Here is a 24,388-nt window from a genome sequence, read left to right as displayed (position 1 = left end):
TAATGAGAGGTCAGGGACAGCTGGCGCCGTTGAGCGCGCGCACTGCCACACCCTGGTGTACGGTGACCGATGCAGCGGTGTTGTTGGGATCGGTAACACTGGATTTCACGTCCCACTGCGTCGCCTGGCAGGGCGGCGCGGGCACCGCACCCGCGTTCGGCAGCAGGATGCCGGTGTTCTGGCCCGAGCCGCTGAACATGCAGCCGACATCGTTCGCATTGGTAGGATCCAGGTCCTGGTTGAGCACCGGCTTGGTGCCGGTGCAAACGGGTGCATCCACCTTCGCGGTGAAGTCCTTGTTGCCGTCGCCGTTGACGTCCACGTCGACACTGGTGACGCCGGTGATCGGCACCGAGGTGAACGGCTGGCTGAGCACCTGTTCGATGCCTTGCTGGGCAACGGTCTTGGCTTCCAGGCGGAACTGCTGGTTGCTGACCACCTTGGTGTTCACCGTGCTGGAGCCCACCATCGAGATCGCGAAGATCAGGAAGATCGCGAGGAACACCAAGGTGGTGACCAGCGTGAAGCCGCGCTGACGTCGCGTAGAACGAAGCCTGCTCATCACTGGATCTCCCGCTGGCCGCCGATATTCCAGACGCGTGCCGTGCTGTTGTAGACGTGGCGCTTGTAGCTGTCGTTGTAGGGCCCGCTGACCGTGGCGCGGCCAAGGTCATACGTCCGCTTGTCGACCCAGCCCGTGCTGCTGGCGAGGTTGCGCGACAGCACGCTTATCCTTACCGCGGTGACGTTGGCCCAGTTGGCCGCCGATGACGCCCAGCTGTAGGCACCGCCGTTGGGGCATTGGTTGGTGCCGCCGGCGGAATTGTCGACCGCGGGATTGTCGACATAGCAATCGGGCGCACCGTTCTTGTCGGTATCGACGCCATAGCTGTAATGGACGTCCTGGATACCGGTGACCAGGGAAGTGCTCGTGATCGCGCCGCCATTGAACTCCGCGACCTTGAGCGTGGGAATGCCATCGTTCTTGGTGCAGTCGTCGCATGAAGCGAGGTAGTACGTGCGCATCACGTATTTGCGGATTTCCGTGTACGCGCCGCTGCATGTGCGCGTCTGCAGGGTGAAGCTGGTGGTCGCGTTGTCATACACCAGGGGCACGGCGTCGAGACGACAACGCGAGAGCTGGAGGAAATAGTCATTGCCCGAAACGGCGGCGGCCGAGATGCTCGACGCGTACCGCACCGTCAGCACTTCGGAATTGGCCACGATATTGGGAAGGCACGTCGGCGCGGCCGCCGTCGTGGGGAGACCCGCCACGCCAACGGGCACCTGCAGGCCGGCCGAGGTGTCGAAGCCCATGGAGGCTTTGACGACGGCGCATGGATCGGGAACGATGTAGTTGATCGAACTGCCCAGGTTGGCCTGTCCCCAGAAGCCGGCCATCTCCACATCGCGCACGACGGACTCGAGCGCATATCGCCCGTTCTCCACCTGTTCGGACGTCTTGTTGAATTCGGCGCGTGCCTTGCTGCTCGACACATAGAGCGAACCCAGCGCGGCGAGCAGCACCAGGCCGATGGCCATGCCGACCATCAGCTCGATGAGCGAAAGGCCCGCTTGGCGGCGCAGTGAGATGGCAGAGGGCTGGGCGGCGGTCATGTCGAAAGATTCGCTATCTGGATCTCGACGCTGACGGCGCGCCGGAAAGTATCGAGACCGAACTGGTCCTTTCCGCACGCCAGGCCCGCTGGCGCCTTGGTCGCCGCCATCCCCTGCCATGCAACTGTAACGCGATAGACCTGCACGATCGTACCGATGCGTTCGATACAGCCGACTGCACCGATCATCGCGCCGACCTTGGAGCCGTTGCTGACCTCGGCGGCACCGCGCAAGCTGTTCTGCCAGGCGGTGAGATCGTTGTTGGCCGTGGCCGATTGCGCTGTCGTGCCGGAAGCACATATCGGCAAGGCGGTGGCGACGTTGCCCGCGGTGAGACCGGTGGTGCCGTTGGAGTAGCAGTCGGCGACCTGGCGATTGGCATTGATGCGCGAGACCATGTCCTGCACCAGCGTCAGCGCCTGCACGCGCTGGTAGGACTCCATCTCGGTGCGCGTCGACTTGGCCATCATGGTGACGGTGCCCAGCAACGCGATGGCCGCGACGAAGATGGACACGAGCACCTCGATCAGCAGCATGCCGCGTTGGTTGTTCATCAGCACGGCCCTCCTGTTGTCGCCACCCGCCCGCTTGTGCCCACCGCCACGCAGAGCGGCTGCTGTTTCGTATTGGCTTCGGTGGGCTGCACCTGGAACGAATCCGCAGCGGTCACCATGCGTCCGTCGCCACCGAACGAGAGCGTCGCGCTGCCGTTCTTTGCGGTGACCTTGAGGTTTATGTAGCCGTCGTAACTACGCAGGCTGGCGCCGGCGCTCAACACTCGCCAGCCGTTGGACCACCCGCCTGTGTTGGCTGTCATGTCGATCTGCGCGTTGCGTTTGATGGCCTCGCTGCGCGCAAAGATCACCGAGGACGACATGTCCATCGCGGCGTTCTTCACGCGCTGCGATTGGACGAAGGTCCCCAGGTACGGCACGGCGATCAAGGTGAGCACCACGAAGATCGTGATGGTCATCACCAGCTCGACCAGGGTGAACCCGTGCTGTCGGTGCTTGGTCATGGCGTCATTTCCAGCAGCCGGCCGGCTGCTTGCTGCCATCGCCGCCGAGAGTGAGCGTGCCGCAGCTGTCGTTGGCCTGCGGGCTTCCCGCCTTGGGCGTCGCCGTGATCGAGTAGCTGGGAGGCAATGCGGTACTGGTCGCCACCGCGACGTCATAGTTGGCGGAAACACCCGAGGGCTGCGCGGTGGGGCCATAACCCAAGGTTCCCGCGTCCGGCGCGTATCCGCGGTTGTCGACCATGTAGCGCTCCTGCGCGCTGGCGATTTCCAGCATCAGGCTCTCGGCAGCTTCGCGGTTGCCGTGCATGACATAGCGCCGGTAGCTGGGAACGGCGATGGCGGCAAGAATCGCCACGATCGCCACGACGATCACCAGCTCGATCAAGGTGAAGCCCGCGGCGTGCGCACCACGAAGCGTGCGCAATCCACGCAACGGCGGAACCGAGTGGCGCCAGTAACCCCTGCCCATGATGCTCCCCCGCTATCAGGCAACGTTTCGACATTGGGATGAATAGCGTCGCGCGAAAATGGACGCGATGTTGGAATCCCCTGAATTAAGCGTAAGGCGATTAATGCAGGACTGTCAATTTGTGAAACAGTTCACATTTGAGTGCAAACAAGAACTTACCGCGATTTTCGACGCTTTATCGAGCATTAGCCTGGCAGGTTCTATTCCGTCCGTAATAGGGTCCTAATCAAACGCCGTTAGCCCGGATTTTGTCGCCGGCGTTTTTTTCTGCCGACGCGTGCCCGAACGGCATCGCGGAACGCGGCACTCGACGCGCGTCCCGGACGCGGTCGCAATCCCTGTATTCAAGGCATTTGAAGCGAGTTTCGTGCCATGGCGGCCCGTGCGAGGGCTTTTTCGGAAAAGCGATATTCGCCGCACCAAAAAAAGCGGCACGTGGTGGAAGGGAAGAGGGTGGTTTTTCCGAAACTCGTACCCGATCGACATTGTCTTTCGAGCGCCTTACAGAAACCTTAGCGGACGCTTATGCAAATCTGGCGCCATGCTTACGTTATTAACCGAGGTAAATAGGGGGATTCTTTTAAAGGGTGACGTTTTTTGGAAGCTTCGAGCCTGGGGCGTCATTGCGCGTTTTCCTGCGAGCCGGGCACACGTCTTCCCGCCCCGGGGCAAGCGACACCCATCGGCAGGCCCGCGGACGCCACGCCGCTATGACTTGCTTTCGTACGCACCGACGGCGTCGATCACGCGTGCCGAATACACCAGCGCCGCGCCGGCATTGAGCGCCACCGCCACGCCCAGCGCCTCGGCGATTTCCTCATGGCTCGCGCCCTGTTTGAGCGCTTCGGCGGTGTGCACGGTGATGCAGCCATCGCAGCGCGTGGTGACGGCCACGGCGAGTGCGATCAGCTCGCGCGTCTTCGCATCGAGCTTGCCCGTCTTCTTCGCGGCATTCGACAGGGTCTGGTAACCGGCGACGGTATCGGGACTGAGCTTGCCGATATCACCGATGCGGGACACGAGTTCCTTGCGATAGTCGGGCCAGTTGAGCATGGGCGTTTCCTCGGCAAAGGGAAGTCCGCTGCGCGCGGGACGACCATGCTGCGCCGGGCGGCGTGTGGCCCGGGTGACGTGCGCCGGCCGCTCAGCGATGGGTGATCGGTGCGCGGGCGAGTGCCCACACATCGATGCGCTCGACCCCGGCCTGGCGCAACACGCGGCTGCATTCGCCCAACGTCGCGCCGGTAGTCATCACGTCGTCGAGCAGGACAACGTGTCCAGGCCAGGCCGCGCTGGTCTTTGCCGCAAACGCGCGCCGTACGTTCCGACGGCGCGCCACCGCGCCCAGCTCGGTCTGTGCCGCCGTGCCCCGTTCGCGCGACAGCCAGGCGACCTGCAGGGGCACGTCCATCGCCCGGGCCAGCGGACGGGCCAGCTCGAGCGCCTGGTTATGGCCGCGAACCCGCAGCCGATGAGGATGCAGGGGCACCGGCACGATCAGGTCCGGCCGTGCCGCCCAGGGCATCTCGCGCAGCCATAGCATCGACAGTACGCGGCCAGCCGCGAGGTCCGCGCCGAACTTGAAGCGTGTTTCCAGCCGGTCCAGCGGCCATGCATAGCGGAATGGCACCCACGCGGCATCCCAGGGAGGCGGCTGGCGCTGGCATTGGCCACACAGCGCCGCCGGCTCAGCCAACGGCAGGGCGCAGCGCGCGCAGCAGCGCTGATTGCGCGGCAGCTCGGCGGCGCAATCGCGGCACAGGTCCATGCTGTCGGCGCCTTCGCCACCGCACAGCAGGCAGCGATGGGGCAGGACGAAACGTTGCAGCGAATCCTTCGCCGTGTGCCACCAGGAAAGCGCCTCCATGCGCCGGTACCTCGCTCAGGCCTTGGGTTTGAACATCGCCGCGTCGAGGATCGACCACAGGTGGATGATCCAGCCCAGCCACACGATCCACAGGATCGCCGCCAGCACGAACATCACCAGCGCGATCCAGAAACGGCCCTGCACCAGTTGGCCCAGGCCGGGGATGAAGAAACTGCAGATGGCGGCGAGCACGTTGCCCGCGCTGCCCTGTCCTGCACTCATGCCTCAAGGCTCCCGAAGAGTGGAAGATCGATGGTAGCGCCAGCCATACGGCGACGCATCGTCAACTTTACATGTACATCGAAAGTTGACAGGGCGGAACCCGCTGCCACACTGTCGCCCACTCCCCACCCAGAGCTGTCGCCATGGCCCACCCGATCCGTCACGACTGGACCCGAGCCGAAGTCGCCGCATTGTTCGCCCTGCCGTTCAACGAACTGCTCCATGAGGCACACTCGGTGCACCGCGAGCACCACGACCCGAACGCGGTGCAGGTCTCCACGCTGCTGTCGATCAAGACCGGCGGCTGCCCGGAAGACTGTGCCTACTGCCCGCAGGCCGCGCGCTACGACACCGGCGTGCAGGCGCAGAAGCTGATGAGCGTGGAAGCGGTGGTGGCGCGCGCGCAGGCGGCGAAGGATGCCGGCGCCTCGCGCTTCTGCATGGGCGCGGCGTGGCGCAGCCCGAAGGATCGCGACGTGGCGAAGGTCGCCGAGATCGTGAGCGCGGTGAAGGGCCTGGGGCTCGAAACCTGCGCCACGCTGGGCATGCTCGACGGCAACCAGGCCGCCACGCTCAAGCAGGCCGGCCTGGACTACTACAACCACAATCTCGACACCGCGCCGGAGTTCTACGGCGAGATCATCCACACGCGCCAGTACCAGGATCGCCTGGACACGCTGGAGCACGTGCGCGAAGCGGGCCTGAAGACCTGCTGCGGCGGCATCGTCGGCATGGGCGAATCGCGCGACCAGCGCGCCGGCCTGCTGCAGACGCTGGCCAACCTGCCGGAACATCCGGAATCGGTGCCGATCAACAATCTGGTCGCAAGTCGAAGGCACGCCGCTCGCCGGCACCGCGCCGCTCGATCCGTTCGAATTCGTGCGCACGATCGCGGTGGCGCGCATCACGATGCCGACGGCGATGGTGCGACTGTCGGCCGGCCGCGAACAGCTCGACGACGCGCTGCAGGCGCTGTGCTTCCTCGCCGGCGCCAACTCGATCTTCTACGGCGAAAAACTGCTCACCACCGGCAACCCCGACGTGGAACACGACCGCCAGCTCTTCAAGCGCCTAGACCTGCACCCGCTGGAAGTGGTGGAGACCTCGGGCACCGTGCACGCGGACATCCTCGAGCACTGCGCGGCCTGACGTCACCGCTCTTTGTAGGAGCGCACCCTGTGCGCGACCGCGACCCGAGGGTTTACCACTTCGCCCGGTTGTCGCGCACAGGGTGCGCTCCCACAAAAAAAGGTTGTCGCTCGCATGACCCCACGTCCCGACCTGCTCGCCCGCCTCGCCCTGCACACGCAACAGCGTGAGCAGGCGAATTTGCGCCGACGCCTGCACACGATCGATCGTGTCGATGGGCCGTGGATCGAACGCGGCGGCCGCCGCCTGCTCTCCTTCTGCAGCAACGACTATCTCGGCCTGGCCCAGCATCCCGCGCTGGTCGCGGCCTTGAAGCAAGCTGCGGACGACGACGGCGTGGGCAGCGGCTCGGCCCATCTCATCGCCGGTCATCGCACGGCGCATGCCGCACTGGAAGAAGCTCTCGCCGAATGGACTGGACGCGAACGCGCCATGCTGTTCTCCACCGGCTACATGGCCAACCTCGGCGTGATGCAGGCCCTGCTCGAACGCGGCGACCTGTGCGTGCAGGACAAGCTCAACCATGCGTGCCTGCTCGACGGCGCGCAACTCGCGGGCGCGGAACTCAAGCGCTATCCGCACGCCGACGTGGAAGCGGCCGCACGCCAACTGGCGCACCGCGGCGATGCACCCGCGCTGCTCGCCACCGACGGCGTCTTCAGCATGGACGGCGATATCGCGCCGCTGGCGGAGCTCGCCGCGCTGTGCCGTCGCGAAGGCACCACGCTGATGGTCGACGACGCGCACGGCCTGGGCGTGCTTGGTGCGCGTGGCGAAGGCGCCGTGCCTGAGGCGGGTTTGGGCGCGGACGATGTGCCCGTGCTGATGGCCACGCTGGGCAAGGCGGTGGGCTGCAGCGGTGCCTTCGTCGCCGGTTCCGTGGCCCTGATCGACGGCCTCGTGCAGTTCGCGCGCACCTACATCTACACGACGGCGATGCCACCCGCGCTCGCGGCGGCCACCCTGGCCGCGGTGCGGCTGGCGCAGACGGAAACCTGGCGGCGCGAGAAGCTGCGCGCGCTGATCGCCCGTTTTCGTCATGGCGCGCACGAGCTCGGCCTGCCGCTGATGCCATCCGCCACGGCCATCCAGCCGCTGCTGCTGGGTGACGCACAGGCTGCCATGCATGCCGCCGCATCCCTGGAACGGCAGGGTTTCCTCGTCACAGCGATCCGCCCGCCCACCGTGCCCCAGGGCAAATCACGCCTGCGCATCACGCTGTCGGCGATGCATGAGGAAGGCGACGTGGACCGCCTGCTGGAAGCCCTGTCCCGGCTGCCGGCGGGGCAGCCCGTATAATGGCGACCTTGTCGTACCCGCATCCCTCCATGTCCATCGTCAACCTCTCCGCCTATCGCTTCGTCAGCCTGGACGACCTGCCACGCCTGCGCGAACGCGTGCTCGAGCGCTGCATGGCGCTGGAATTGAAAGGCACCATCCTGCTCGCGCCCGAAGGCATCAACCTGTTCCTGGCCGGCCCACGCCAACCCATCGATGCGTTCATGCACTGGTTGCGCGAAGACCCGCGCTTCGCCGGGCTGGAACCGAAGGAGTCGATCTCCGACGAGGTGCCGTTCGGCCGCATGCGCGTGCGCCTGAAGAAGGAGATCATCACCATGCGCATGCCGGCGATCCGTCCGGAAGGCGCGCGTGCGCCGTCGGTGGCGCCGGCGACATTGCAGCGCTGGTTGGCGCAGGGCCACGACGACGACGGCCGCGAGATCGTGCTGCTGGATACGCGCAACGACTACGAAACCGACGTGGGCCTTTTCAACGACGCGGTGGACTACCGCATCGCCAGCTTCACGGAATTTCCCGAGGCCATCGCCGCCGATCGCGCGCGCTACGACGGCAAGACCGTGGTGTCGTACTGCACCGGCGGCATCCGCTGTGAAAAGGCCGTGCTGCACATGCAGGACATCGGCATGCAGCACGTCTACCAGCTGGAAGGCGGCATCCTTAAGTACTTCGAGGAAACCGATGGCACGCATTGGCGCGGCGATTGTTTCGTGTTTGATGAGCGTGGTGCGGTGGACAAGAGCCTCGCGCCCGCCCCACTTCTCCCTCTCCCCGTTGGGGAGAGGGCCGGGGTGAGGGGCCAATCTTGCGATAGCCCCGCGACAAGCGATGTTTTCGCAAGCCCCACCCCCTCACCCCAACCCTCTCCCCACAGGGGAGAGGGAGAAATCCGAGCATGACCCTCCACATCGAAACCCACGGCCGCGGCGACATCCCCGTGGTGATCCTGCACGGCTGGGCCATGCATGGCGGCATGATGGAGCCGCTGTGCGAGGTGCTGGCGGATCGTTGTTCTCTGCATGTGGTCGACCTGCCCGGGCACGGCTATTCGCGCGACAGCACGCTGCCGCTGGAGCCATCGGCCTGCGTGCAGGCGATCGCCGAGCGCACGCCGCCGGCAATCTGGATCGGCTGGTCGCTGGGCGGACTGATCGCCATGACCGCGGCGCTCGAAAATCCACAACACGCACGCGCACTCGGCGTCATCTGCGGCACGCCGAAGTTCTCGCGTGACGAAGGCTGGCCCTATGGCAGCGATCCGAAACTGGTGCGCCAGCTTGCCGATGACCTGGAGACGGACTACCACGCCACGCTGGAGCGCTTCATCGCGCTCGAGGCAATGGGCAGCCCCGATCCGCGCGCTGAACTTCGCCACTTGCGCAACCTGATGTTCCAGCGCGGCGAGCCGAACCTGCGCGTGCTGCAGGAAGGCATCCGCATCCTGGAAACCACCGATCGCCGCGACGAGCTCGCCTCGATGGCCGTGCCGAACGCCTGGATTGCCGGTCACCGCGATCGCCTGGTGCCACCGCCCGCGATGGCGTGGTCCGCCGAGCGAGCGCACGGCAGCTATCACGAGATCGCGCACGCCGGACACGCGCCGTTCTTCGGCTATGCCGGCGCGGTCTACGACGCCCTGGCGCCGCTGCTGGATACGTACTCATGAGTTCATCGCACTTCGACCAGCGCCAGGTGCGCCGCAACTTCGGCCGCGCCGCCGCCACCTACGAAAAGCACGATGCCCTGCAACAGGAAGTGCAGACGCTGCTGCTCGACCGCCTGGGCTTCTACCTGGAAACACCCGAGCGCGTCATCGACGTGGGCGCCGGCACCGGGCGCGGCACGGCGCTGCTGCGCAAGCGTTATCCGAAGGCGCAGGTGGTCGCGATGGATCTCGCGCTGCCGATGCTGCGCGCGGCGAAGAAGCACGTGAGCTGGCTCAAGCCGTTCCAGCGCGTGTGCGCCGAAGCGACCGCGCTGCCGCTGCCCGACCACAGCGTGGACGTGCTGCACTCCAACCTGTGCTTCCAGTGGGTCGACGACCTGCCGGCGCTGTTCGGCGAATGCGTGCGCGTACTCAAGCCTGGTGGACTCCTGGTGTATTCCACCTTCGGCCCCGACACACTGAAGGAGTTGCGTGCCGCCTGGGCACACGCTGACCAGCAGCCGCACGTGAGCCGCTTCCTCGACATGCACGATCTGGGCGACGCCATGATCAACGCGGGCCTGCGCGACCCCGTGCTCGACGTGGACCATTACACGCTCACCTACAGCGAACCGCGCATGCTGCTCAAGGAGCTGCAAGGCCTGGGCGCCACCAACGCCGATCGCGAACGCGAACGCCACCTGCTCGGCAAGCGCCACTACCAGCGCATGCTCGAAGCCTACGAAACCATGCGCGTCGATGGCCGCATTCCCGCGACATGGGAAGTCGTCACCGCCCACGCCTGGGGCCCGCCGCCGGGACAGTCGCGTCGAATGGCGGGCGGCGGCGAAATCGCGAGTTTTTCGATCGACAGCCTGCGCGGCTCGCGTCGGCGGTAACGCCTCTGCCTTTCCTGTAGGAGCGCACCCAGTGCGCGATCGCGGAGTCACGTCTTCACCGCTTCGCAGGCTTTTCGCGCACTGGGTGCGCTCCTACAAGAGCTCCTGGCCGCTCGCTACACCTGCTTGTAGCGGAAGCAACTCACCGTGTGATCGTTGACCATGCCGGTCGCCTGCATGAAGGCGTAGCAGATGGTGGTGCCGACGAAGCGGAAGCCGCGCTTCTTCAGGTCCTTGCTCATGCGATCGGACACGGGCGTGCTGGCCGGCACGTCGCCCTGCCCGGTCCAGCGGTTGCGGATCGGCTTGCCGTCCACGAACGACCACAGGTAGCGATCCAGGCTGCCGTGCTCGCCGATCACTTTCAGCGATGCGACCGCGTTGTCGCGCGCGGCGAACACCTTCAGGCGGTTGCGCACGATGCCGGGATCGAGCAATGCCTTCTCCAGCTCCCGATCCTTCATCGCGGCGACGCGCTCGATATCGAACTGGTGGAACACGCGGCGATAGTGCTCGCGCTTGAGCAGGATGGTGCGCCACGACAGTCCCGCCTGCGCGCCTTCCAGGCACAGGAACTCGAACAGCATCTGGTCGTCGTGCAGCGGCGTACCCCATTCGGTGTCGTGGTAGTCGTGCATGTCGGGGCTGTTGCCCCAAGCGCAGCGTTTCAGGGGCTTTGCCGAACTCGTTGCCATGTTCCTATCCCTGCTGATGACGCGGACGTCCCGCGTTGCCGTGGAAAACCGATGTGGGTGCCAGCCAGCACGGGCCGCGGATGCGCTGCATGCCGCGCACACCTCTTGTAACTTGGCAGGCGAGCAACGACGCTATCCCACCCATGCGTATGGAACAAGGGCACGCCCTGCCGGACGCATCCTCGCCCCCATGTGAATCCTGATGACTGCCACTTCGCACTCGCGCGGCGCCGTGCTCGCGTTACTCGCCACCATCGTCATCTGGGCGTACAGCTGGGTGGTGATGAAGCAGGTGTTGCAGCACGCGGGCCCATTCGACTTCGCCGCGATCCGCTACGTGCTGGGCGCCCTGGTGTTGTTCGGTGCGCTGCTGGTCATGCGTCAGCCGCTGCGCCCGCCGCCGTTGCTGCCGACGTTGATGATCGGCCTGTGCCAGACCACCGCGTTCCAGGGGTTGGGACAGTGGGCGCTGGTCAGCGGCGGTGCCGGCCGAGTGGCCCTGCTGGCCTACACCATGCCGTTCTGGGCGGTGCTGCTGGCCTGGGTGATCCTGCACGAACGGCTCACGCCGAGGCGTTGGCTCGGCCTTGGCCTCGCCGCCGTCGGCCTCGTATGCATCATCGAGCCCTGGCACGGTCTCGGCAACACGACCAGCACCCTGCTCGCGATCGGCGCGGGCGCGGCGTGGGCGATGGGCACCGTGCTCAGCAAGCGCGTGTTTCTCCGCCATGCGCCTACTCCGCTCAACCTCACCGCATGGCAGATGCTGTTCGGTGCGCTGATGCTGGTGGTGATTGCGTTGTTCGTTCCGCAGCGAAGCATCGAGTGGAACTGGCAGTTCATCGGCGGCCTGGCCTACAGCGTGGTGATGGCCTCCAGCATCGCCTGGGGCCTGTGGCTGGTCGTGCTGCAGCGCCTGCCTACCGCGGTCGCGAGCCTCGCCAGCCTGGGCGTGCCGATCATGAGCGTGCTGCTGGCGTGGATGATCCTGCACGAGCAGCCGAGCGCGATGGAATGGCTTGGTATCGGCTTCGTGTTGCTGGGGCTGGTGGCGGTGAGCGGGCTGCGTCTGCGCAAGGCCTGAATCCGCCTTTTTTGTAGGAGCGCACCCAGTGCGCGAAAAGCCTACGGAGAGGCAACGACGAAACGCGCGGTCGCGCACTGGGTGCGCTCCTACCGTGGGGCCCTTCACTACCAGGGCAGCGCGTCGAGATCGACGTTGCCACCAGTGAGGATTCCGCCATCTGCAGGGGTGCACCCAGTGCGCGAAAGCCTACGGAGAGGCAACGACGAAACGCCGCGGTCGCGCACTGGGTGCGCTCCTACGGTCGAGCCTTCTCTACCAGGGCAGTGCGTCGAGATCGACGTTGCCACCGGTGAGGATCAAGCCCACGCGCTTGCCCTTGAAGCGCTCCGGGCGTTTCAGCACGGCCGCCAGCACTGTCGCGCTGGAGGGCTCGACCACGATCTTCAGCTCGTTCCACAGCAACCGCATGGCGGCGACGACCTCATCGTCGCTCACGGTCGTTACCTCGACGCGATGCATGCGCAACGCTTCGAAATTGGTCTCCCCGATCAGCGTGCGCAGGCCGTCGCAGATCGTGTCCGGCGTGAACGGACCCACGCGCTGACCTTGTGCGAGCGAGCGCGCCGCGTCGTCCGCGCCAGCGGGCTCCGCGCCGTGCACCTCGATCTGCGGCGCCACGCCATGCGCGGCGATGGCCGTGCCCGCGATCAGGCCACCGCCGCCGACCGGCGTGATGACGGCATCGAGACCGCCCGACTGCTCCAGCAGTTCGAGCACCGCGGTGCCCTGGCCTGCCATCACGCGGGTATCGGAGAACGGATGGACCAGCTCCGCACCGGTGGCGCGCTGCACTTCATCCGCCTTCGCTTCGCGCGCGGCTTGCGTGGCCACGCAGCGGTGCAGGATCGCGCCCGCGCGTTCGATGGCCTCCAGCTTGGTGCGCACGGCGTCCTCGGGAACGACCACATGCGCGGGAATGCCGCGCGTGGCCGCTGCCAATGCCAGCGCATTGCCATGGTTGCCGGAAGAGTGCGTGACCACGCCGCTCGTCGCCATGGCATCGTCCATCGACCACACCGCGTTGCATGCGCCACGGAACTTGAACGCACCGCCACGCTGCAGGTTCTCGCATTTGAAATACAGATCGGCGCCGGCGAGCGCATTCAACGTCGTGTTGCGCAACACGGGCGTTTTCACTGCATAAGGCGCAATGCGCGCAGCGGCTTCCTGCACCTGTGCAAACGTCGGCAAGGCCGCGCGATTCATCGTGGCACTCATGAGCTTTCGATCTCCACGCCGCAGAAGAAGCGCCGCTCGGCGCCGGGTTCGAGCCGGATGGTGTCGGCGCAATCGGGCCGGTTGAACGCATCGGCCCAGCTTTCCATCGGTTCCAGCGCCACCGACCGGCGCACATCGCGCGTCACCGTGTCGGCGGTGAAGGCCAGCATGACGCCGGAGGTCTGCCACACCGCGATGGCCAATCCGCTGTCGGGATCGCGCAGTCGCGTACGCGTACGGCCGTCCGTATCGAAACGCAGGTCGGCGAAGGCGTGGTTGAGTTCACGCGGACCGATCGGCTGCCGTTCGCGGAAGTCGACTTCCGGTGCGTGGTCGATCGAGAGACGACCGCTCTCCGCCGGCAACGGGATGAAGTCGGTGCCGGTGCGCACGACGCTGTCGGCGGGGATCTGCAGCTCCCAGCTTTCGATGGGCAGCTCGCTCAGCCGGAAATACGGATGCCAGCCGAAGAAGCATGGCGCCGTCTGATCACCCACGTTGCGCATGACCGCCTCCAGCGTGAGGCCGGCGGCATCGAGCGTGTAGGTCACCGTGAGGTCGATCGCGAACGGATAGCCGGCATGCAGGCCGGGCCGGATCGCCTGCGTGCTGAAGGTCGCGCGCGCCGACTGGGCGTCGGCGGAAAGGTCAGCGAGCTCGAAATCCACCCCGCGCACGAAACCGTGGCGTGCTGCACGCGCGTCGCCTTCCACGCCCGGCTGCAGGTCGTACGACTTGCCTTCGAACTGGTATCGCGCATCGGCGATGCGGTTGGCGAACGGAACCATGACCGCGAAGCGCGAGCTGGGACGCGCGTCCAGTTCCTCCGCATCGCGGTATCCGTCCGCGATATCCCACGCGCCATCCGGCGCCGGTACTTCGAAGCTCAACAGCGTGGCGCCACGCCGGGCAATGCGAACGCGTCGGCCATGGGCCACGTCGGTCAGCACCGCCAGTTCGTGGCCCTCCAGTTGGGTACGTTCCGCCAGATAATCGGCCATCGACTTGTCCTGCCTGGAAAGGGCCGCATGTTAGCCTGACTGGTCCCTTCCACCCCAGCCGTCCCGATGAACAACCGAAGCGACACCTCTCCTACCCTGGTCCGGCTCAGCGAATATCGCGCCCCTGCATGGCGCGTTTCGCAGGTGGAACTCACCTTCGACCTCGGCATCGACACCACCGAGGTCACCTCCCGCCTCCACCTCCAGCGCGACCCTGCGCAAGATGCACCGCTGCGGCTGGATGGCGAAGGCCTGGAGCTGCTGTCGATCGCCCTGGATGGCGAACCGCTTGCCGGTGACGCCTGGCGCTACGCGGACAACGTGCTCGAAGTGGATGGCGCCCGCGACGGCAGCGTGCTGGAGACGCGCGTGTGCCTGCGCCCGGCGGCCAATACGGCGCTGGAAGGCTTGTACCTCTCCGGCCCGCGCGAGCGCGGCTTCCTGCTCACCCAATGCGAGGCCGAAGGCTTCCGCCACATCACCTTCTTCCCCGATCGCCCCGACGTGCTGGCGAGCTACACCGTCACCCTGTGCGCCGACCGCGACCGCTTTCCGGTGCTGCTGGCCGGCGGCAATCCGGACGGCCAAGGCGAGCTGGAAGGCGGCCGTCACTGGGCGCGCTTCGTCGATCCGCATCCCAAGCCCAGCTACCTGTTCGCCCTGGTGGCCGGCCGCCTGCAGAAGATCGAGCGCGATTACGCCACCGGCGGCGGCCGCGCGGTGAAACTGGTGATCTGGGCCGAGCCCGACGCGATCGGCCAGTGCGGTTACGCCATGGATGCGCTGGAGCGCTCCATGCGCTGGGACGAGGAAGCCTACGGCCGCGAGTACGATCTGGACGTGTTCCATGTCGTCGCCACGCACGACTTCAACATGGGCGCGATGGAGAACAAGGGTCTCAACATCTTCAACGCGAAATACCTGCTGGCCGACCCTGATTCCAGCACCGACGACGAATACCGCGCAGTGGAAGCGGTGGTGGCGCACGAGTACTTCCACAACTGGAGCGGCAATCGCGTGACCTGCCGCGACTGGTTCCAGCTGTCGCTGAAGGAGGGGCTCACGGTATTCCGCGAACAGCAGTTCTCGGCGGACATGAATTCGGCCGCGCTCAAGCGCATCGAGGACGTCGCCCTGCTGCGCCGCGCCCAGTTCCCGGAAGACGCCGGCCCGCTCGCCCATCCGGTGCGTCCGGCCCAGTACAGCGAGATCAACAACTTCTACACGGCCACCGTCTACGAGAAGGGCTCGGAGCTGGTGCGCATGGTCGCCGGCCGTCTCGGGCGCGACGGCTTTCGCCGCGGCATGGATCGCTACTTCGCACGCAACGACGGGCAAGCCGCCACGCTCGAAGACTTCCTCGGCGCGCTGGGCGAAGCCAACGGCATCGACCTCATGCCGTACCTCGCGTGGTACGCGCAGGCGGGCACGCCGCGCCTTTCCGCTCGCGGCCTCTACGATGCCGCGCACCGCACCTACACGCTCACGCTTTCGCAGCACACGCCGCCGACACCGCACCAGCCGCACAAGCAGCCGCTGCCGATTCCGGTGAAGCTGGCGCTGTTCGACCGCGCCGGACAGATAATGCCGCTGCACCTCACCGACGACAGCGCGGAGACATCGGGCGCCACCGAGCGTGTCGTGGTGCTCGACCGCGCCGAGCAGGCGTTCGTGTTCCAGCAGATAACCGAGGCACCGGTGCCCTCGCTGCTGCGGGGCTTCTCCGCGCCGGTGATCCTCGAGTGCGCCTACGAGCCGGCCGATCTCGCCCTGTTGCTGCGCCATGATCCCGACGGCTTCAATCGCTGGGAAGCGGGCCAGCAGCTCGCCGCACGCGCCTACGACAACCTGCGCGAGGGCAACGAGACCAGCGCGCTGGATGCGTGGTGCGACGCGCTCGAGGCGCTGTTCAACGACGGTGCCATGGATCCCGCGCTGCTGGCCGACCTGCTCACGCCGCCCGGCGAAATCGAACTCGCCGAGCGCGAGCGCCAGGTCGACCCTTCGCATGTCCATGCGTTGCGCCAGCAGCTGCAGGAACACCTTGCGTTGCGCATCGGCCAGTCCACCCTGCAGCATCGTTACGAGTCGCTGGCGGCGCATGCCAGTCTCCAGCTCGACGCCAGCAACCAGGCGCGGCGCCGGCTCAAGCGGCGCGTGCTCGAATTGCTCTCGCGTATCGATCCCTGGACCGCGCATGCGCAGGCCACCTTGCAATACGACAACGCGCCCAGCATGACCGATCGCCTCGCGGCGCTGGCCGTGCTCGTGCGTGGCAACGCTTCGCAGGCGCACGCGGCACTGGCGCATTTCCGCGAACGCTATGCGGACAACCCGCTCGCGATGGACAAGTGGTTCTCGGTGCAGACGCAGTTGCCCGGCGAACTCGTACTCGATCGCGTACGCGCGCTCGAAGCGGACGAGGCGTTCACGCTGAAGAATCCCAACCGCGTCAATTCGCTGTTCGGCGCGTGGGCGCGCAACAATCCGGATGGCTTCCATCGACCCGACGGCAGCGGCTACCAGTTGCTCGCCGAACGACTGAAGCAGCTCGACGCGCTCAATCCACAGGTCGCGGCGCGCATGGCCACCGCGTTCAACGGCTGGCAACGGCTGGAGCCCGGACGCCGCGCGCTGGCACGCAGCGCCATCGAATCGGTAGCGGCGCACGCAGCCCTGTCGCGCAATCTCAACGAGATCGTGCAGAGCATGCTGCATAGCTGAGGGCTTCGCGGGCATCCCGGTCTTGGATGTCCCGCAAATAACAACGCCCGAGTGCGGCCCGTCCATGACGGGGCACCCGGGCGTAATCTCGATCAGCGAGGGATGGACCGATCCGGCGGAATGGTCACGCCGATGGGCGCCGAGGCTTCTCGTCCATCTTCGCTCGGGCCGCCCATCGACGTTTGGACGTCCAAGGGCGATGAAGCGGATGCGTCGCCTGCGTGATCAGACTTCCAGGCTCTGCAATTCGTCACGCAAGCGGCTGATGCGCGACATCAGGCGCGGGCGAAGCACCTGACGCTCGTCTTCGCTGCGGGCATCCAGATGTTCCATCGCCATCTCGACGCGACCGAGCTCGATCAGCAGGTCGTGATGCGGATAAACGGGTTGGAAATCGAAGCTGAAATCCATGGCTGGCTCCTCCAAAAACGATGTGTCTTGTCGGCACTGTTTGGAAATGCAACGGCCATGCCAGCAATGTGATGCGGCTCACATGCAAAATGGTCTTCGATCACGAAATGACGCTGTACGTCATCTCCTGCCAAGACTCGGCACAAACAGGCGTTTTAGTCACTCCACGTTCACGCTGCAGGCCCGAATATCCACCCCACGCACAGCGACATAAAACCTCGCTGCCAGCCACCGAATCTCCGGTTTCTGGCGCCCGGCAACACGGTCATCCTGGATTCCCCCTGTTCCTGAGACCGCCGGGCGCCAGATCTTATCTAGGCCCGAAAAGCCCACGCTTGGGCAAGGCCAAAAAAAACGACGGCGCCCCGAGGGGCGCCGTCTTGCTTCCTCTCCCCGGCACGCGATCAAGCCCCTGTCGCTTGATCTCGGCGCGCGTTGTCGCGCAGCTTCTGCCCGTGGAAAGTGCGTGAAGAGTAAAGCAGGAAGCGTGCCAGCGGCCAGGACGCCGCCGTGGCAGTACCATAGCGTCGTATTTGGTCCATTCCTGCGCTTGCAGGGCAAGTTCTCAGGGCAGCTCCCATGTTTCATCCCACTCATTACGACGTCATCGTGATCGGCGGCGGCCATGCCGGCACCGAGGCCGCGCTCGCTTCGGCCCGGACCGGTGCGCGCACGCTGCTGCTGAGCCACAACATCGAGACGATCGGGCAGATGAGCTGCAACCCGGCCATCGGCGGCATCGGCAAGGGCCATCTGGTGAAGGAGATCGATGCCCTCGGCGGCGCCATGGCGCATGCAGCCGACCTCGCCGGCATCCAGTGGCGCACGCTCAACGCCTCCAAGGGCCCGGCGGTGCGCGCCACCCGCTGCCAGGCCGATCGCGCGCTCTACAAGGCCGCGATCCGCCGGATCGTCGAGACCCAGCCGAACCTGGAGCTGTTCCAGCAGGCGGTGGACGACCTGATCCTGGAAGGCGATCGCGTCACCGGCGTGGTGACCCAGATGGGCCTGAAGTTCCGGGCCCGCTCCGTGGTGCTTACCGCGGGTACCTTCCTCGCAGGCAAGATCCATATTGGACCCGCGCAATACGCCGGCGGCCGTGCCGGCGATCCGCCGGCCAGCACGCTCGCCCAGCGCCTGCGCGAACTGCCGGTGGCGGCCGAGCGCCTGAAGACCGGTACGCCGCCGCGCATCGACCTGCGCAGCATCGACTTCACCGGACTGGAAGAACAGCCCGGCGACGATCCGGCGCCGGTGTTCTCCTATCTCGGCTCGCGGGCCGAGCATCCGCGCCAGGTGAGCTGCTGGATCACGCACACCAGCGAGCACACCCACGAGCTCATCCGTGGCTCGCTCGATCGATCGCCGCTCTACAGCGGCCAGATCGAAGGCGTCGGCCCGCGCTATTGTCCGTCGATCGAAGACAAGGTGGTGCGCTTCGCGGAGAAGAGCTCGCACCAGATCTTCATCGAACCCGAAGGCCTGGACACCTTCGAGGTCTACCCCAACGGCATTTCCACCTCGCTGCCGTACGACGTGCAGCTCGCGCTGGTGCGCTCGATCAAGGGTTTCGAGAACGCGCACATCACGCGACCGGGCTATGCGATCGAGTACGACTACTTCGATCCGCGCGGCCTGCACCCGTGGCTGGAAACCAAGACGATCCCCGGCCTGTATTTCGCCGGGCAGATCAACGGCACCACCGGCTATGAGGAAGCGGGCGCGCAAGGACTGATCGCCGGACTCAACGCCGCGCTCGCCGTCAAGGGCGAGTCGCCGTGGTATCCGCGACGCGACGAGGCCTATATCGGCGTACTGATCGACGATCTCACCAGCAATGGCACGATCGAGCCCTATCGCATGTTCACGTCGCGCGCGGAATATCGTCTGCACCTGCGCGAGGACAATGCCGATCTTCGCCTCACCGAATCCGGCCATCGGCTTGGCGTGGTGCCGCAGGCGCGTTATGACGCGCTGTGCGCGAAGCGGGAGGCGGTGGAGCGCGAAACGCAGCGCCTGGGTGCGATCTGGGCCGCGCCGGCCAATGCGCTGGGTGCGGCCATCCAACAGCAGCTTGGTATCACACTCAGTCGCGAGACGAGCGCGCTCGACCTGCTTCGTCGCCCGGAGCTGGACTACACGAAGCTGACATCCGTCAACGGCGTCGGCCCGGCCGTGGACGACGACGATGTCGCGGCACAGGTGGAAGTGCAGACCAAGTACGCCGGCTATCTCGATCGGCAGCGCGAAGAGATCGCGCGCCAGCGTCGCCACGAGCAGACGGCCATTCCCGGCAGTTTCGATTACGACAAGGTGCGCGGCCTGTCGGCCGAAGTGCTGCTCAAGCTCAAGCGCGTGCAACCGGAAACCATCGGCCAGGCTGCGCGCATCAGCGGCGTGACGCCGGCCGCGATCTCGCTGCTGCTAGTGCATCTCAAGCGCTCGGCGGCCTGACATCCTCCGTGTGCCCGGCCATTGGATGATGGGCACCACGCTCCCTTCGCACATGCACCGCGAGAGGGAAATCATCGCCACCCATGGCATCATGCACGCCATTGATCTGTGGAGCGGCACGTATGGAAGTCTGGATCGGTCGGGATGGCGAGCGACACGGCCCCTACAAGGAAGTGGACGTGCGCCAATGGTTGCGTAGCGGCCAGGTGAGTCCGCAAGACCTGGGCTGGTACGAAGGCCTGGCCGACTGGCAGCCGCTGTCGGTGCTGTTTCCCGATGAAGTCCACGCCGCGCCACCTGCCTTCACGCCACCAGCACCGCCGTACGATGCCGGCCTGCGCGCGACCGATGCATCGGCCGCATTGACCGACTACGCCGGTTTCTGGAAACGCGTCGCCGCGTACATCCTCGATGCGCTGGTGCTGTGGATTCCCAACATGCTGCTGAGCGGCATGCTCGGCGCGAACGAAGCGGCGGAAACCTATCTGCAAGCCAAGCTCGTCGCGGGCAGCGATCCACAGTTGGCCTTGCAGGCGTTCGATACCTATCTTCATGCGCTCGGTCCGGCACTGATGGCGCAGACCGTGGTGACCTGGCTGTACTTCGCGCTGTGCGAAAGCTCCGCCTGGCAAGGCACGCTGGGCAAGCGTGCACTCGGCATCCGTGTGACCGATCTCACCGGCGCGCGCATCAGCTTCCTGCGCGCCACCGGGCGTTATTTCGGCAAGCTGATCAGCGCCTTCATCCTGTGCTTCGGCTTCCTCATGGTCGCGTGGACACAGCGCAAGCAAGGCCTGCACGACATGCTCGCGCAAACGCTGGTGCTCAACGGCCGCCCGGGTGAGCAGCCCTCGCGGCCGACGCCATCCTCCCGCGACCAGGGCTCGCTCAGCGCGTGAAGAGCGGACGCGCGCCGGCCGTCGCGGCGCGCGCTTTCCACGCATGTAGAACGAAAGCACGAGCGATCGCGACACGCGATTCTGCATGCGCCGCGCCCTGCGGCATGACGTCATCAGCACGCACCGTTTACGGCGCGCTCGCACTTGCTCGACACAAGGCGAACACACGCGCTTGATCGCGCACGCATGACGCATGTTCGATGTGTACGCGCCTGGCATGCGCATTCGCCGTCGCCCTGCGAGGACATCGCCACGTTATGACCTATGGCGGATGCGCAGGCACGCCGCAAGAGCGCATTCTCGTCATTGCAGGGGGCCTCACCTGGCAAGGTCATGGCCCATCCCCAACCTGATGACGGCTGGATCTATCAGTGCGAAGACATTGTGGTCGAGCCGCGTGCACATCGCCTCGAACGCGCAGGCGTCGCTCTTTCGGTGGAGCCGAAGGCTTTCGCCGTGCTGGTGGTGTTGCTGCAGCAAGCCGGCGAAGTCGTCGGCAAGGATGAACTGCTGGATGCGGCGTGGGGTCACCGGCACGTTACGCCCGGCGTGCTCACGCGCGTCATCTCGCAACTACGCCACACGCTGGGCGATTGCGCCGGCAACCCTCGCTACATAGCCACCGTACACACGCTCGGCTATCGCTTCATCGGCGACGTGCAGCGTGTCGCCCCACCCTCCGCCACGTTCGCCATGCCTCCTGAGGCGGCGGCTCCCGGCGCGCGACCCGATGTCATTGCCTTGCCCCGGGACCGGCCTTCGGCACGTCCTGAGCCACCGCCCTTGCCGTGGCTGGCGGCGGTGATCATGGTCGCCGCCATCGTGGCGATGCTCGCTGCGGCAAGCCTGTGGCATCCGCCGCGTGACCAGGCTCGTGCGCCGCGTGCGACGCCGCAGCCGGCGGTCGTGGTGCTGCCCTTCATCCACGCGGCCAGCGCGCAGTCCGCTCACGCCAGGCGCTGGCCCCATGCCCGCCGCATCGCCATCCGTTACCCGAGCGCCCACCGCGAGCCGGCGCCAGCTGAAGGCGGCGCCTATCTTCACGTCCGCCCTGAACAGGCTCCCGCCGCCCGCGACTGAGCGCGACGGCCATCTTGCTATCATCGATGGTTCGATGCGCCGCCGCGGTGTGGCGCATTCATCGTCGAACGCCAAGGAATCGTTTCAGCCTCATGCTCAGCATCGAACAACGTATTGCCCAGGACATCGCCGCCAAGCCGGACCAGGTCCATGCCGCGGTGGAATTGCTCGACGGCGGCGCCACCGTGCCGTTCATCGCGCGCTACCGCAAGGAAGCCACCGGCGGTCTCGACGACACGCAACTGCGCCTGCTGGAAGAGCGCCTGCGCTACCTGCGCGAGCTCGAAGAGCGCCGCGACGCGATCCTCGCCAGCATCGAGGAACAGGGCAAGATGACCGATGCGCTGAAGGGCGACATCCTCAGCGCCGACACCAAGGCACGCCTGGAAGACCTGTACCTTCCCTACAAGCCCAAGCGTCGCACCAAGGCGCAGATCGCGCGCGAGGCCGGGCTCGAGCCGCTGGCCATCGGCCTGCGCGAGGATCCCACGCAGTCACCCGAGGCATTCGCCGCCGCATTCGTGGATGCGGAAAAGGGCGTGCCCGACGTGCGCGCCGCGCTCGATGGCGCGCGCGCCATCCTGATGGAAAGCATCGCCGAAGACGCCACGCTCGTCGGCGAGCTGCGCGACTGGCTGTGGGAGAAGGGCCAGATCCGCGCCAAGGTGGTGGAAGGCAAGGAGAACGAAGGCGCGAAGTTCCGCGACTACTTCGATCACGTCGAGCCGATCGGCAAGATTCCCTCGCATCGCCTGCTGGCACTGATGCGTGCGCGCAACGAGGGCGTGATCGAACTGGAACTCTCGCCCGCTCTCGACATGGAGCAGGGTCACCAGGAAGGCGAAGGCCGCGTGGCCGCGCGCGCCGGCATCCTCGATCGCGGTCGTGCCGCCGATGCATGGCTGCGCGAAACGGTGCGCCTCACCTGGCGGGTGAAGCTGCATCTGCACCTCACGCTGGACCTGTTCGGCCGCGTGCGCGAGGGCGCCGAAGACGAAGCGATCCGCGTGTTCGGCGACAACCTCAAGGACCTGATGCTCGCGGCGCCGGCCGGCGCCAAGACCGTGATGGGCCTGGACCCGGGCATCCGCACCGGCGTGAAGGTCGCCGTGGTCGACGCGACGGGCAAGCTGCTCGCCACCGACACGATCTATCCGCACGAGCCGCGCAGGCAGTGGAACGAATCGCTGGCCGCGCTGGCACGGCTGTGCCAGAAGCACGGCGTGGACCTGATCGCGATCGGCAACGGCACGGCATCGCGCGAAACCGACAAGCTGGCCGGTGAACTGATCAAGGGCCTGGCCAAGACGCATCCGGACCACAAGCTGTCGAAGGTGGTGGTGAGCGAAGCAGGCGCGTCGGTGTATTCGGCCTCCGAAACCGCCGCCAGGGAGTTCCCCGATCTCGACGTGAGCCTGCGCGGCGCCGTCTCGATCGCGCGCCGCCTGCAGGATCCGCTGGCGGAACTGGTGAAGATCGAGCCCAAGGCGATCGGCGTCGGCCAGTACCAGCACGACGTGAACCAGGTGAAGCTGGCGCGCGCACTCGACGCCAAGGTCGAGGACTGCGTGAACGCCGTCGGCGTGGACGTGAACACCGCTTCCGCCGCCCTGCTCTCGCGCGTCGCCGGCCTTTCCGCCAGCGTGGCGGAGAACGTGGTGAAGCATCGCGATGCCAACGGTCCGTTCGCCAACCGCAAGGCCCTGCTCAAGGTGCCGCGCCTGGGCGACAAGGCGTTCGAGCAGTGCGCCGGCTTCCTGCGCGTACCCAGCGGTGACAACCCGCTGGACGCCAGCGCGGTGCATCCGGAGGCCTATCCGGTGGTCGAGCGCATCATCGCGCAGTGCGGCCGCGAGGTGCGCTCCATCATCGGCGACACCGCCTTCCTGCGTGGCCTCAAGGCCGAGCAGTACACCGACGAGACGTTCGGCCTGCCGACCGTGCGCGACATCCTCAAGGAACTGGAAAAGCCCGGCCGCGACCCGCGCCCGGAATTCGTCGCGCCCAGCTTCGCCGAAGGCGTGGAAGACCTGAAGGACCTGCGCCCCGGCATGGTGCTGGAAGGCCGCGTGACCAACGTAGCCGCGTTCGGTGCCTTCGTGGACATCGGCGTGCACCAGGACGGCCTCGTGCACGTCTCGGCGCTCTCGCATACCTTCGTGAAGGATCCGCGCGACGCGGTGAAGGCGGGCGATATCGTCAAGGTGAAGGTGATGGAGGTCGACATCCCGCGCCAGCGCATCGGCCTGTCGATGCGCTTGGACGACGAACCCGGCCAGCAGGCCCGCGGCGGTCGTCCGGCGGCCAGCGGCAACGAGGCCCGTGGCGGCGGCCCGCGCGACAACCGCGGCCCGCGTCCCGGCGGCGGTGCGCCCAAGCCCGCGGCCGCCCCGGCCAACAACGCGTTTGCCGACGCGTTGGCGAAGGCGATGAAGCGCTGAGTGGATGACCCACCCGCCCGATGAGGAGGCTTGTTCTGAGCTTCCCCATCGGGCGACCCCGGCACCCCGGCATCGGCGGCCGGAGCCGCATCAAGCTCCCCTGTTCGCGCCCGAAATGCTGCGATGCACCGCAGCATGCGCTGACGTATGGGCATGCATTACCGTAACAACGGAATAACAAAGACCATCCCGG

22 protein-coding genes and 1 pseudogene are annotated in these 24,388 nt (G+C 66.3%); 11 read left to right on the top strand and 12 right to left on the bottom strand.

Annotated features, from left to right (window positions below; all coding sequences use genetic code 11):
* Nucleotides 1-10: 10 nt before the first annotated feature.
* From CA260_RS00790 to CA260_RS00755, 8 genes are all read right to left on the bottom strand, one after another.
* Nucleotides 11-562, bottom strand: coding sequence for a type IV pilus modification PilV family protein (locus tag CA260_RS00790; RefSeq protein ID WP_111980578.1), 552 nt, complete (start codon nt 560-562; stop codon nt 11-13).
* Nucleotides 562-1,617: a PilW family protein gene (locus CA260_RS00785; protein ID WP_111980577.1), complete on the bottom strand. Its 1,056-nt coding sequence runs from the start codon at nt 1,615-1,617 to the stop codon at nt 562-564. The genes CA260_RS00790 and CA260_RS00785 overlap by 1 nt, the downstream gene beginning before the upstream one ends.
* Nucleotides 1,614-2,171 (bottom strand): type IV pilus modification protein PilV, encoded by a 558-nt coding sequence (pilV, locus tag CA260_RS00780; RefSeq protein WP_111980576.1) that lies wholly within the window; start codon nt 2,169-2,171, stop codon nt 1,614-1,616. The genes CA260_RS00785 and pilV overlap by 4 nt, the downstream gene beginning before the upstream one ends.
* Entirely contained in the window at nt 2,171-2,635 is a 465-nt protein-coding gene (locus CA260_RS00775; protein WP_111980575.1) for a GspH/FimT family pseudopilin, read from the bottom strand. Before CA260_RS00775 ends, pilV begins: the two co-directional genes overlap by 1 nt.
* A gap of 4 nt (nt 2,636-2,639) precedes the next feature.
* Nucleotides 2,640-3,104 carry a type IV pilin protein gene (locus CA260_RS21425; protein ID WP_111980574.1) on the bottom strand — a complete coding sequence of 155 codons (465 nt, stop codon included), beginning with the start codon at nt 3,102-3,104 and terminating at the stop codon, nt 2,640-2,642.
* A gap of 708 nt (nt 3,105-3,812) precedes the next feature.
* Entirely contained in the window at nt 3,813-4,157 is a 345-nt protein-coding gene (locus tag CA260_RS00765) for a carboxymuconolactone decarboxylase family protein (protein WP_111980573.1), read from the bottom strand.
* Between the two features lie 91 nt (nt 4,158-4,248).
* Nucleotides 4,249-4,971, bottom strand: coding sequence for a ComF family protein (locus CA260_RS00760; RefSeq protein ID WP_111980572.1), 723 nt, complete (start codon nt 4,969-4,971; stop codon nt 4,249-4,251).
* A 15-nt stretch (nt 4,972-4,986) separates the two neighbouring features.
* A complete protein-coding gene (locus tag CA260_RS00755) occupies nt 4,987-5,193 on the bottom strand; it encodes a hypothetical protein (protein ID WP_074548406.1) in 207 nt (68 codons plus the stop codon).
* A gap of 143 nt (nt 5,194-5,336) precedes the next feature.
* Between CA260_RS00755 and bioB the strand changes: the two are divergent.
* From bioB to bioC, 5 genes and pseudogenes are all read left to right on the top strand, one after another.
* A pseudogene (gene bioB / locus CA260_RS00750) lies at nt 5,337-6,342 on the top strand (biotin synthase BioB).
* A gap of 114 nt (nt 6,343-6,456) precedes the next feature.
* Nucleotides 6,457-7,641 (top strand): 8-amino-7-oxononanoate synthase, encoded by a 1,185-nt coding sequence (bioF, locus tag CA260_RS00745; RefSeq protein ID WP_111980571.1) that lies wholly within the window; start codon nt 6,457-6,459, stop codon nt 7,639-7,641.
* 29 nt (nt 7,642-7,670) lie between these two features.
* Nucleotides 7,671-8,540 carry a sulfurtransferase gene (locus CA260_RS00740; protein WP_111982935.1) on the top strand — a complete coding sequence of 290 codons (870 nt, stop codon included), beginning with the start codon at nt 7,671-7,673 and terminating at the stop codon, nt 8,538-8,540.
* On the top strand, nt 8,537-9,307 hold the full coding sequence (bioH, locus tag CA260_RS00735) for a pimeloyl-ACP methyl ester esterase BioH (RefSeq protein WP_111980570.1): 771 nt from the start codon (nt 8,537-8,539) through the stop codon (nt 9,305-9,307). Before CA260_RS00740 ends, bioH begins: the two co-directional genes overlap by 4 nt.
* Nucleotides 9,304-10,185 (top strand): malonyl-ACP O-methyltransferase BioC, encoded by an 882-nt coding sequence (gene bioC / locus CA260_RS00730; protein WP_111980569.1) that lies wholly within the window; start codon nt 9,304-9,306, stop codon nt 10,183-10,185. Before bioH ends, bioC begins: the two co-directional genes overlap by 4 nt.
* A gap of 116 nt (nt 10,186-10,301) precedes the next feature.
* On the opposite strand, the gene CA260_RS00725 is transcribed toward bioC, so the two are convergent.
* Nucleotides 10,302-10,880 carry a DNA-3-methyladenine glycosylase I gene (locus CA260_RS00725; RefSeq protein ID WP_111980568.1) on the bottom strand — a complete coding sequence of 193 codons (579 nt, stop codon included), beginning with the start codon at nt 10,878-10,880 and terminating at the stop codon, nt 10,302-10,304.
* A 202-nt stretch (nt 10,881-11,082) separates the two neighbouring features.
* On the opposite strand from CA260_RS00725, the gene CA260_RS00720 reads away from it, so the two are divergent.
* A complete protein-coding gene (locus tag CA260_RS00720; RefSeq protein WP_111980567.1) occupies nt 11,083-11,964 on the top strand; it encodes a DMT family transporter in 882 nt (293 codons plus the stop codon).
* Between the two features lie 255 nt (nt 11,965-12,219).
* On the opposite strand, the gene CA260_RS00715 is transcribed toward CA260_RS00720, so the two are convergent.
* Nucleotides 12,220-13,185: a pyridoxal-phosphate dependent enzyme gene (locus tag CA260_RS00715; RefSeq protein WP_111980566.1), complete on the bottom strand. Its 966-nt coding sequence runs from the start codon at nt 13,183-13,185 to the stop codon at nt 12,220-12,222.
* The gene (locus tag CA260_RS00710) at nt 13,182-14,186 is read right to left on the bottom strand and encodes an aldose 1-epimerase (RefSeq protein WP_111980565.1); all 1,005 of its coding nucleotides are present in this window, start codon (nt 14,184-14,186) and stop codon (nt 13,182-13,184) included. Before CA260_RS00710 ends, CA260_RS00715 begins: the two co-directional genes overlap by 4 nt.
* 66 nt (nt 14,187-14,252) lie before the next feature.
* On the opposite strand from CA260_RS00710, the gene pepN reads away from it, so the two are divergent.
* Entirely contained in the window at nt 14,253-16,910 is a 2,658-nt protein-coding gene (gene pepN / locus CA260_RS00705; RefSeq protein WP_111980564.1) for an aminopeptidase N, read from the top strand.
* A gap of 225 nt (nt 16,911-17,135) precedes the next feature.
* Here pepN and CA260_RS00700 read toward each other — a convergent pair whose 3' ends face one another.
* Entirely contained in the window at nt 17,136-17,321 is a 186-nt protein-coding gene (locus CA260_RS00700; RefSeq protein ID WP_111980563.1) for a hypothetical protein, read from the bottom strand.
* A gap of 579 nt (nt 17,322-17,900) precedes the next feature.
* On the opposite strand from CA260_RS00700, the gene mnmG reads away from it, so the two are divergent.
* The 4 genes from mnmG to CA260_RS00680 all read left to right on the top strand — a co-directional run bounded on the left by mnmG (nt 17,901) and on the right by CA260_RS00680 (nt 24,195).
* Nucleotides 17,901-19,775, top strand: coding sequence for a tRNA uridine-5-carboxymethylaminomethyl(34) synthesis enzyme MnmG (gene mnmG / locus CA260_RS00695; RefSeq protein WP_111980562.1), 1,875 nt, complete (start codon nt 17,901-17,903; stop codon nt 19,773-19,775).
* A gap of 122 nt (nt 19,776-19,897) precedes the next feature.
* Nucleotides 19,898-20,674, top strand: a complete 777-nt coding sequence (locus CA260_RS00690; protein WP_111980561.1) for an RDD family protein — start codon at nt 19,898-19,900, stop codon at nt 20,672-20,674.
* A gap of 333 nt (nt 20,675-21,007) precedes the next feature.
* Nucleotides 21,008-21,754 carry a winged helix-turn-helix domain-containing protein gene (locus CA260_RS00685; protein ID WP_172461681.1) on the top strand — a complete coding sequence of 249 codons (747 nt, stop codon included), beginning with the start codon at nt 21,008-21,010 and terminating at the stop codon, nt 21,752-21,754.
* 92 nt (nt 21,755-21,846) lie between these two features.
* On the top strand, nt 21,847-24,195 hold the full coding sequence (locus tag CA260_RS00680) for a Tex family protein (RefSeq protein ID WP_111980559.1): 2,349 nt from the start codon (nt 21,847-21,849) through the stop codon (nt 24,193-24,195).
* Nucleotides 24,196-24,388 lie beyond the last annotated feature (193 nt).

Origin of the sequence: Dyella jiangningensis (genome assembly GCF_003264855.1) — a bacterium.
Lineage (GTDB): Bacteria > Pseudomonadota > Gammaproteobacteria > Xanthomonadales > Rhodanobacteraceae > Dyella > Dyella jiangningensis_C.
This window is presented reverse-complemented; position numbering and strand designations above follow the sequence as displayed.

Coding starts and splice junctions, on each gene's coding strand:
- CA260_RS00790 (WP_111980578.1), bottom strand. CDS start 562: ATGAGCAGGCTTCGTTCTACGCGACGTCAGCGCGGCTTCACGCTGGTC.
- CA260_RS00785 (WP_111980577.1), bottom strand. CDS start 1,617: ATGACCGCCGCCCAGCCCTCTGCCATCTCACTGCGCCGCCAAGCGGGC.
- pilV (WP_111980576.1), bottom strand. CDS start 2,171: ATGAACAACCAACGCGGCATGCTGCTGATCGAGGTGCTCGTGTCCATC.
- CA260_RS00775 (WP_111980575.1), bottom strand. CDS start 2,635: ATGACCAAGCACCGACAGCACGGGTTCACCCTGGTCGAGCTGGTGATG.
- CA260_RS21425 (WP_111980574.1), bottom strand. CDS start 3,104: ATGGGCAGGGGTTACTGGCGCCACTCGGTTCCGCCGTTGCGTGGATTG.
- CA260_RS00765 (WP_111980573.1), bottom strand. CDS start 4,157: ATGCTCAACTGGCCCGACTATCGCAAGGAACTCGTGTCCCGCATCGGT.
- CA260_RS00760 (WP_111980572.1), bottom strand. CDS start 4,971: ATGGAGGCGCTTTCCTGGTGGCACACGGCGAAGGATTCGCTGCAACGT.
- CA260_RS00755 (WP_074548406.1), bottom strand. CDS start 5,193: ATGAGTGCAGGACAGGGCAGCGCGGGCAACGTGCTCGCCGCCATCTGC.
- bioF (WP_111980571.1), top strand. CDS start 6,457: ATGACCCCACGTCCCGACCTGCTCGCCCGCCTCGCCCTGCACACGCAA.
- CA260_RS00740 (WP_111982935.1), top strand. CDS start 7,671: ATGTCCATCGTCAACCTCTCCGCCTATCGCTTCGTCAGCCTGGACGAC.
- bioH (WP_111980570.1), top strand. CDS start 8,537: ATGACCCTCCACATCGAAACCCACGGCCGCGGCGACATCCCCGTGGTG.
- bioC (WP_111980569.1), top strand. CDS start 9,304: ATGAGTTCATCGCACTTCGACCAGCGCCAGGTGCGCCGCAACTTCGGC.
- CA260_RS00725 (WP_111980568.1), bottom strand. CDS start 10,880: ATGGCAACGAGTTCGGCAAAGCCCCTGAAACGCTGCGCTTGGGGCAAC.
- CA260_RS00720 (WP_111980567.1), top strand. CDS start 11,083: ATGACTGCCACTTCGCACTCGCGCGGCGCCGTGCTCGCGTTACTCGCC.
- CA260_RS00715 (WP_111980566.1), bottom strand. CDS start 13,185: ATGAGTGCCACGATGAATCGCGCGGCCTTGCCGACGTTTGCACAGGTG.
- CA260_RS00710 (WP_111980565.1), bottom strand. CDS start 14,186: ATGGCCGATTATCTGGCGGAACGTACCCAACTGGAGGGCCACGAACTG.
- pepN (WP_111980564.1), top strand. CDS start 14,253: ATGAACAACCGAAGCGACACCTCTCCTACCCTGGTCCGGCTCAGCGAA.
- CA260_RS00700 (WP_111980563.1), bottom strand. CDS start 17,321: ATGGATTTCAGCTTCGATTTCCAACCCGTTTATCCGCATCACGACCTG.
- mnmG (WP_111980562.1), top strand. CDS start 17,901: ATGTTTCATCCCACTCATTACGACGTCATCGTGATCGGCGGCGGCCAT.
- CA260_RS00690 (WP_111980561.1), top strand. CDS start 19,898: ATGGAAGTCTGGATCGGTCGGGATGGCGAGCGACACGGCCCCTACAAG.
- CA260_RS00685 (WP_172461681.1), top strand. CDS start 21,008: ATGGCCCATCCCCAACCTGATGACGGCTGGATCTATCAGTGCGAAGAC.
- CA260_RS00680 (WP_111980559.1), top strand. CDS start 21,847: ATGCTCAGCATCGAACAACGTATTGCCCAGGACATCGCCGCCAAGCCG.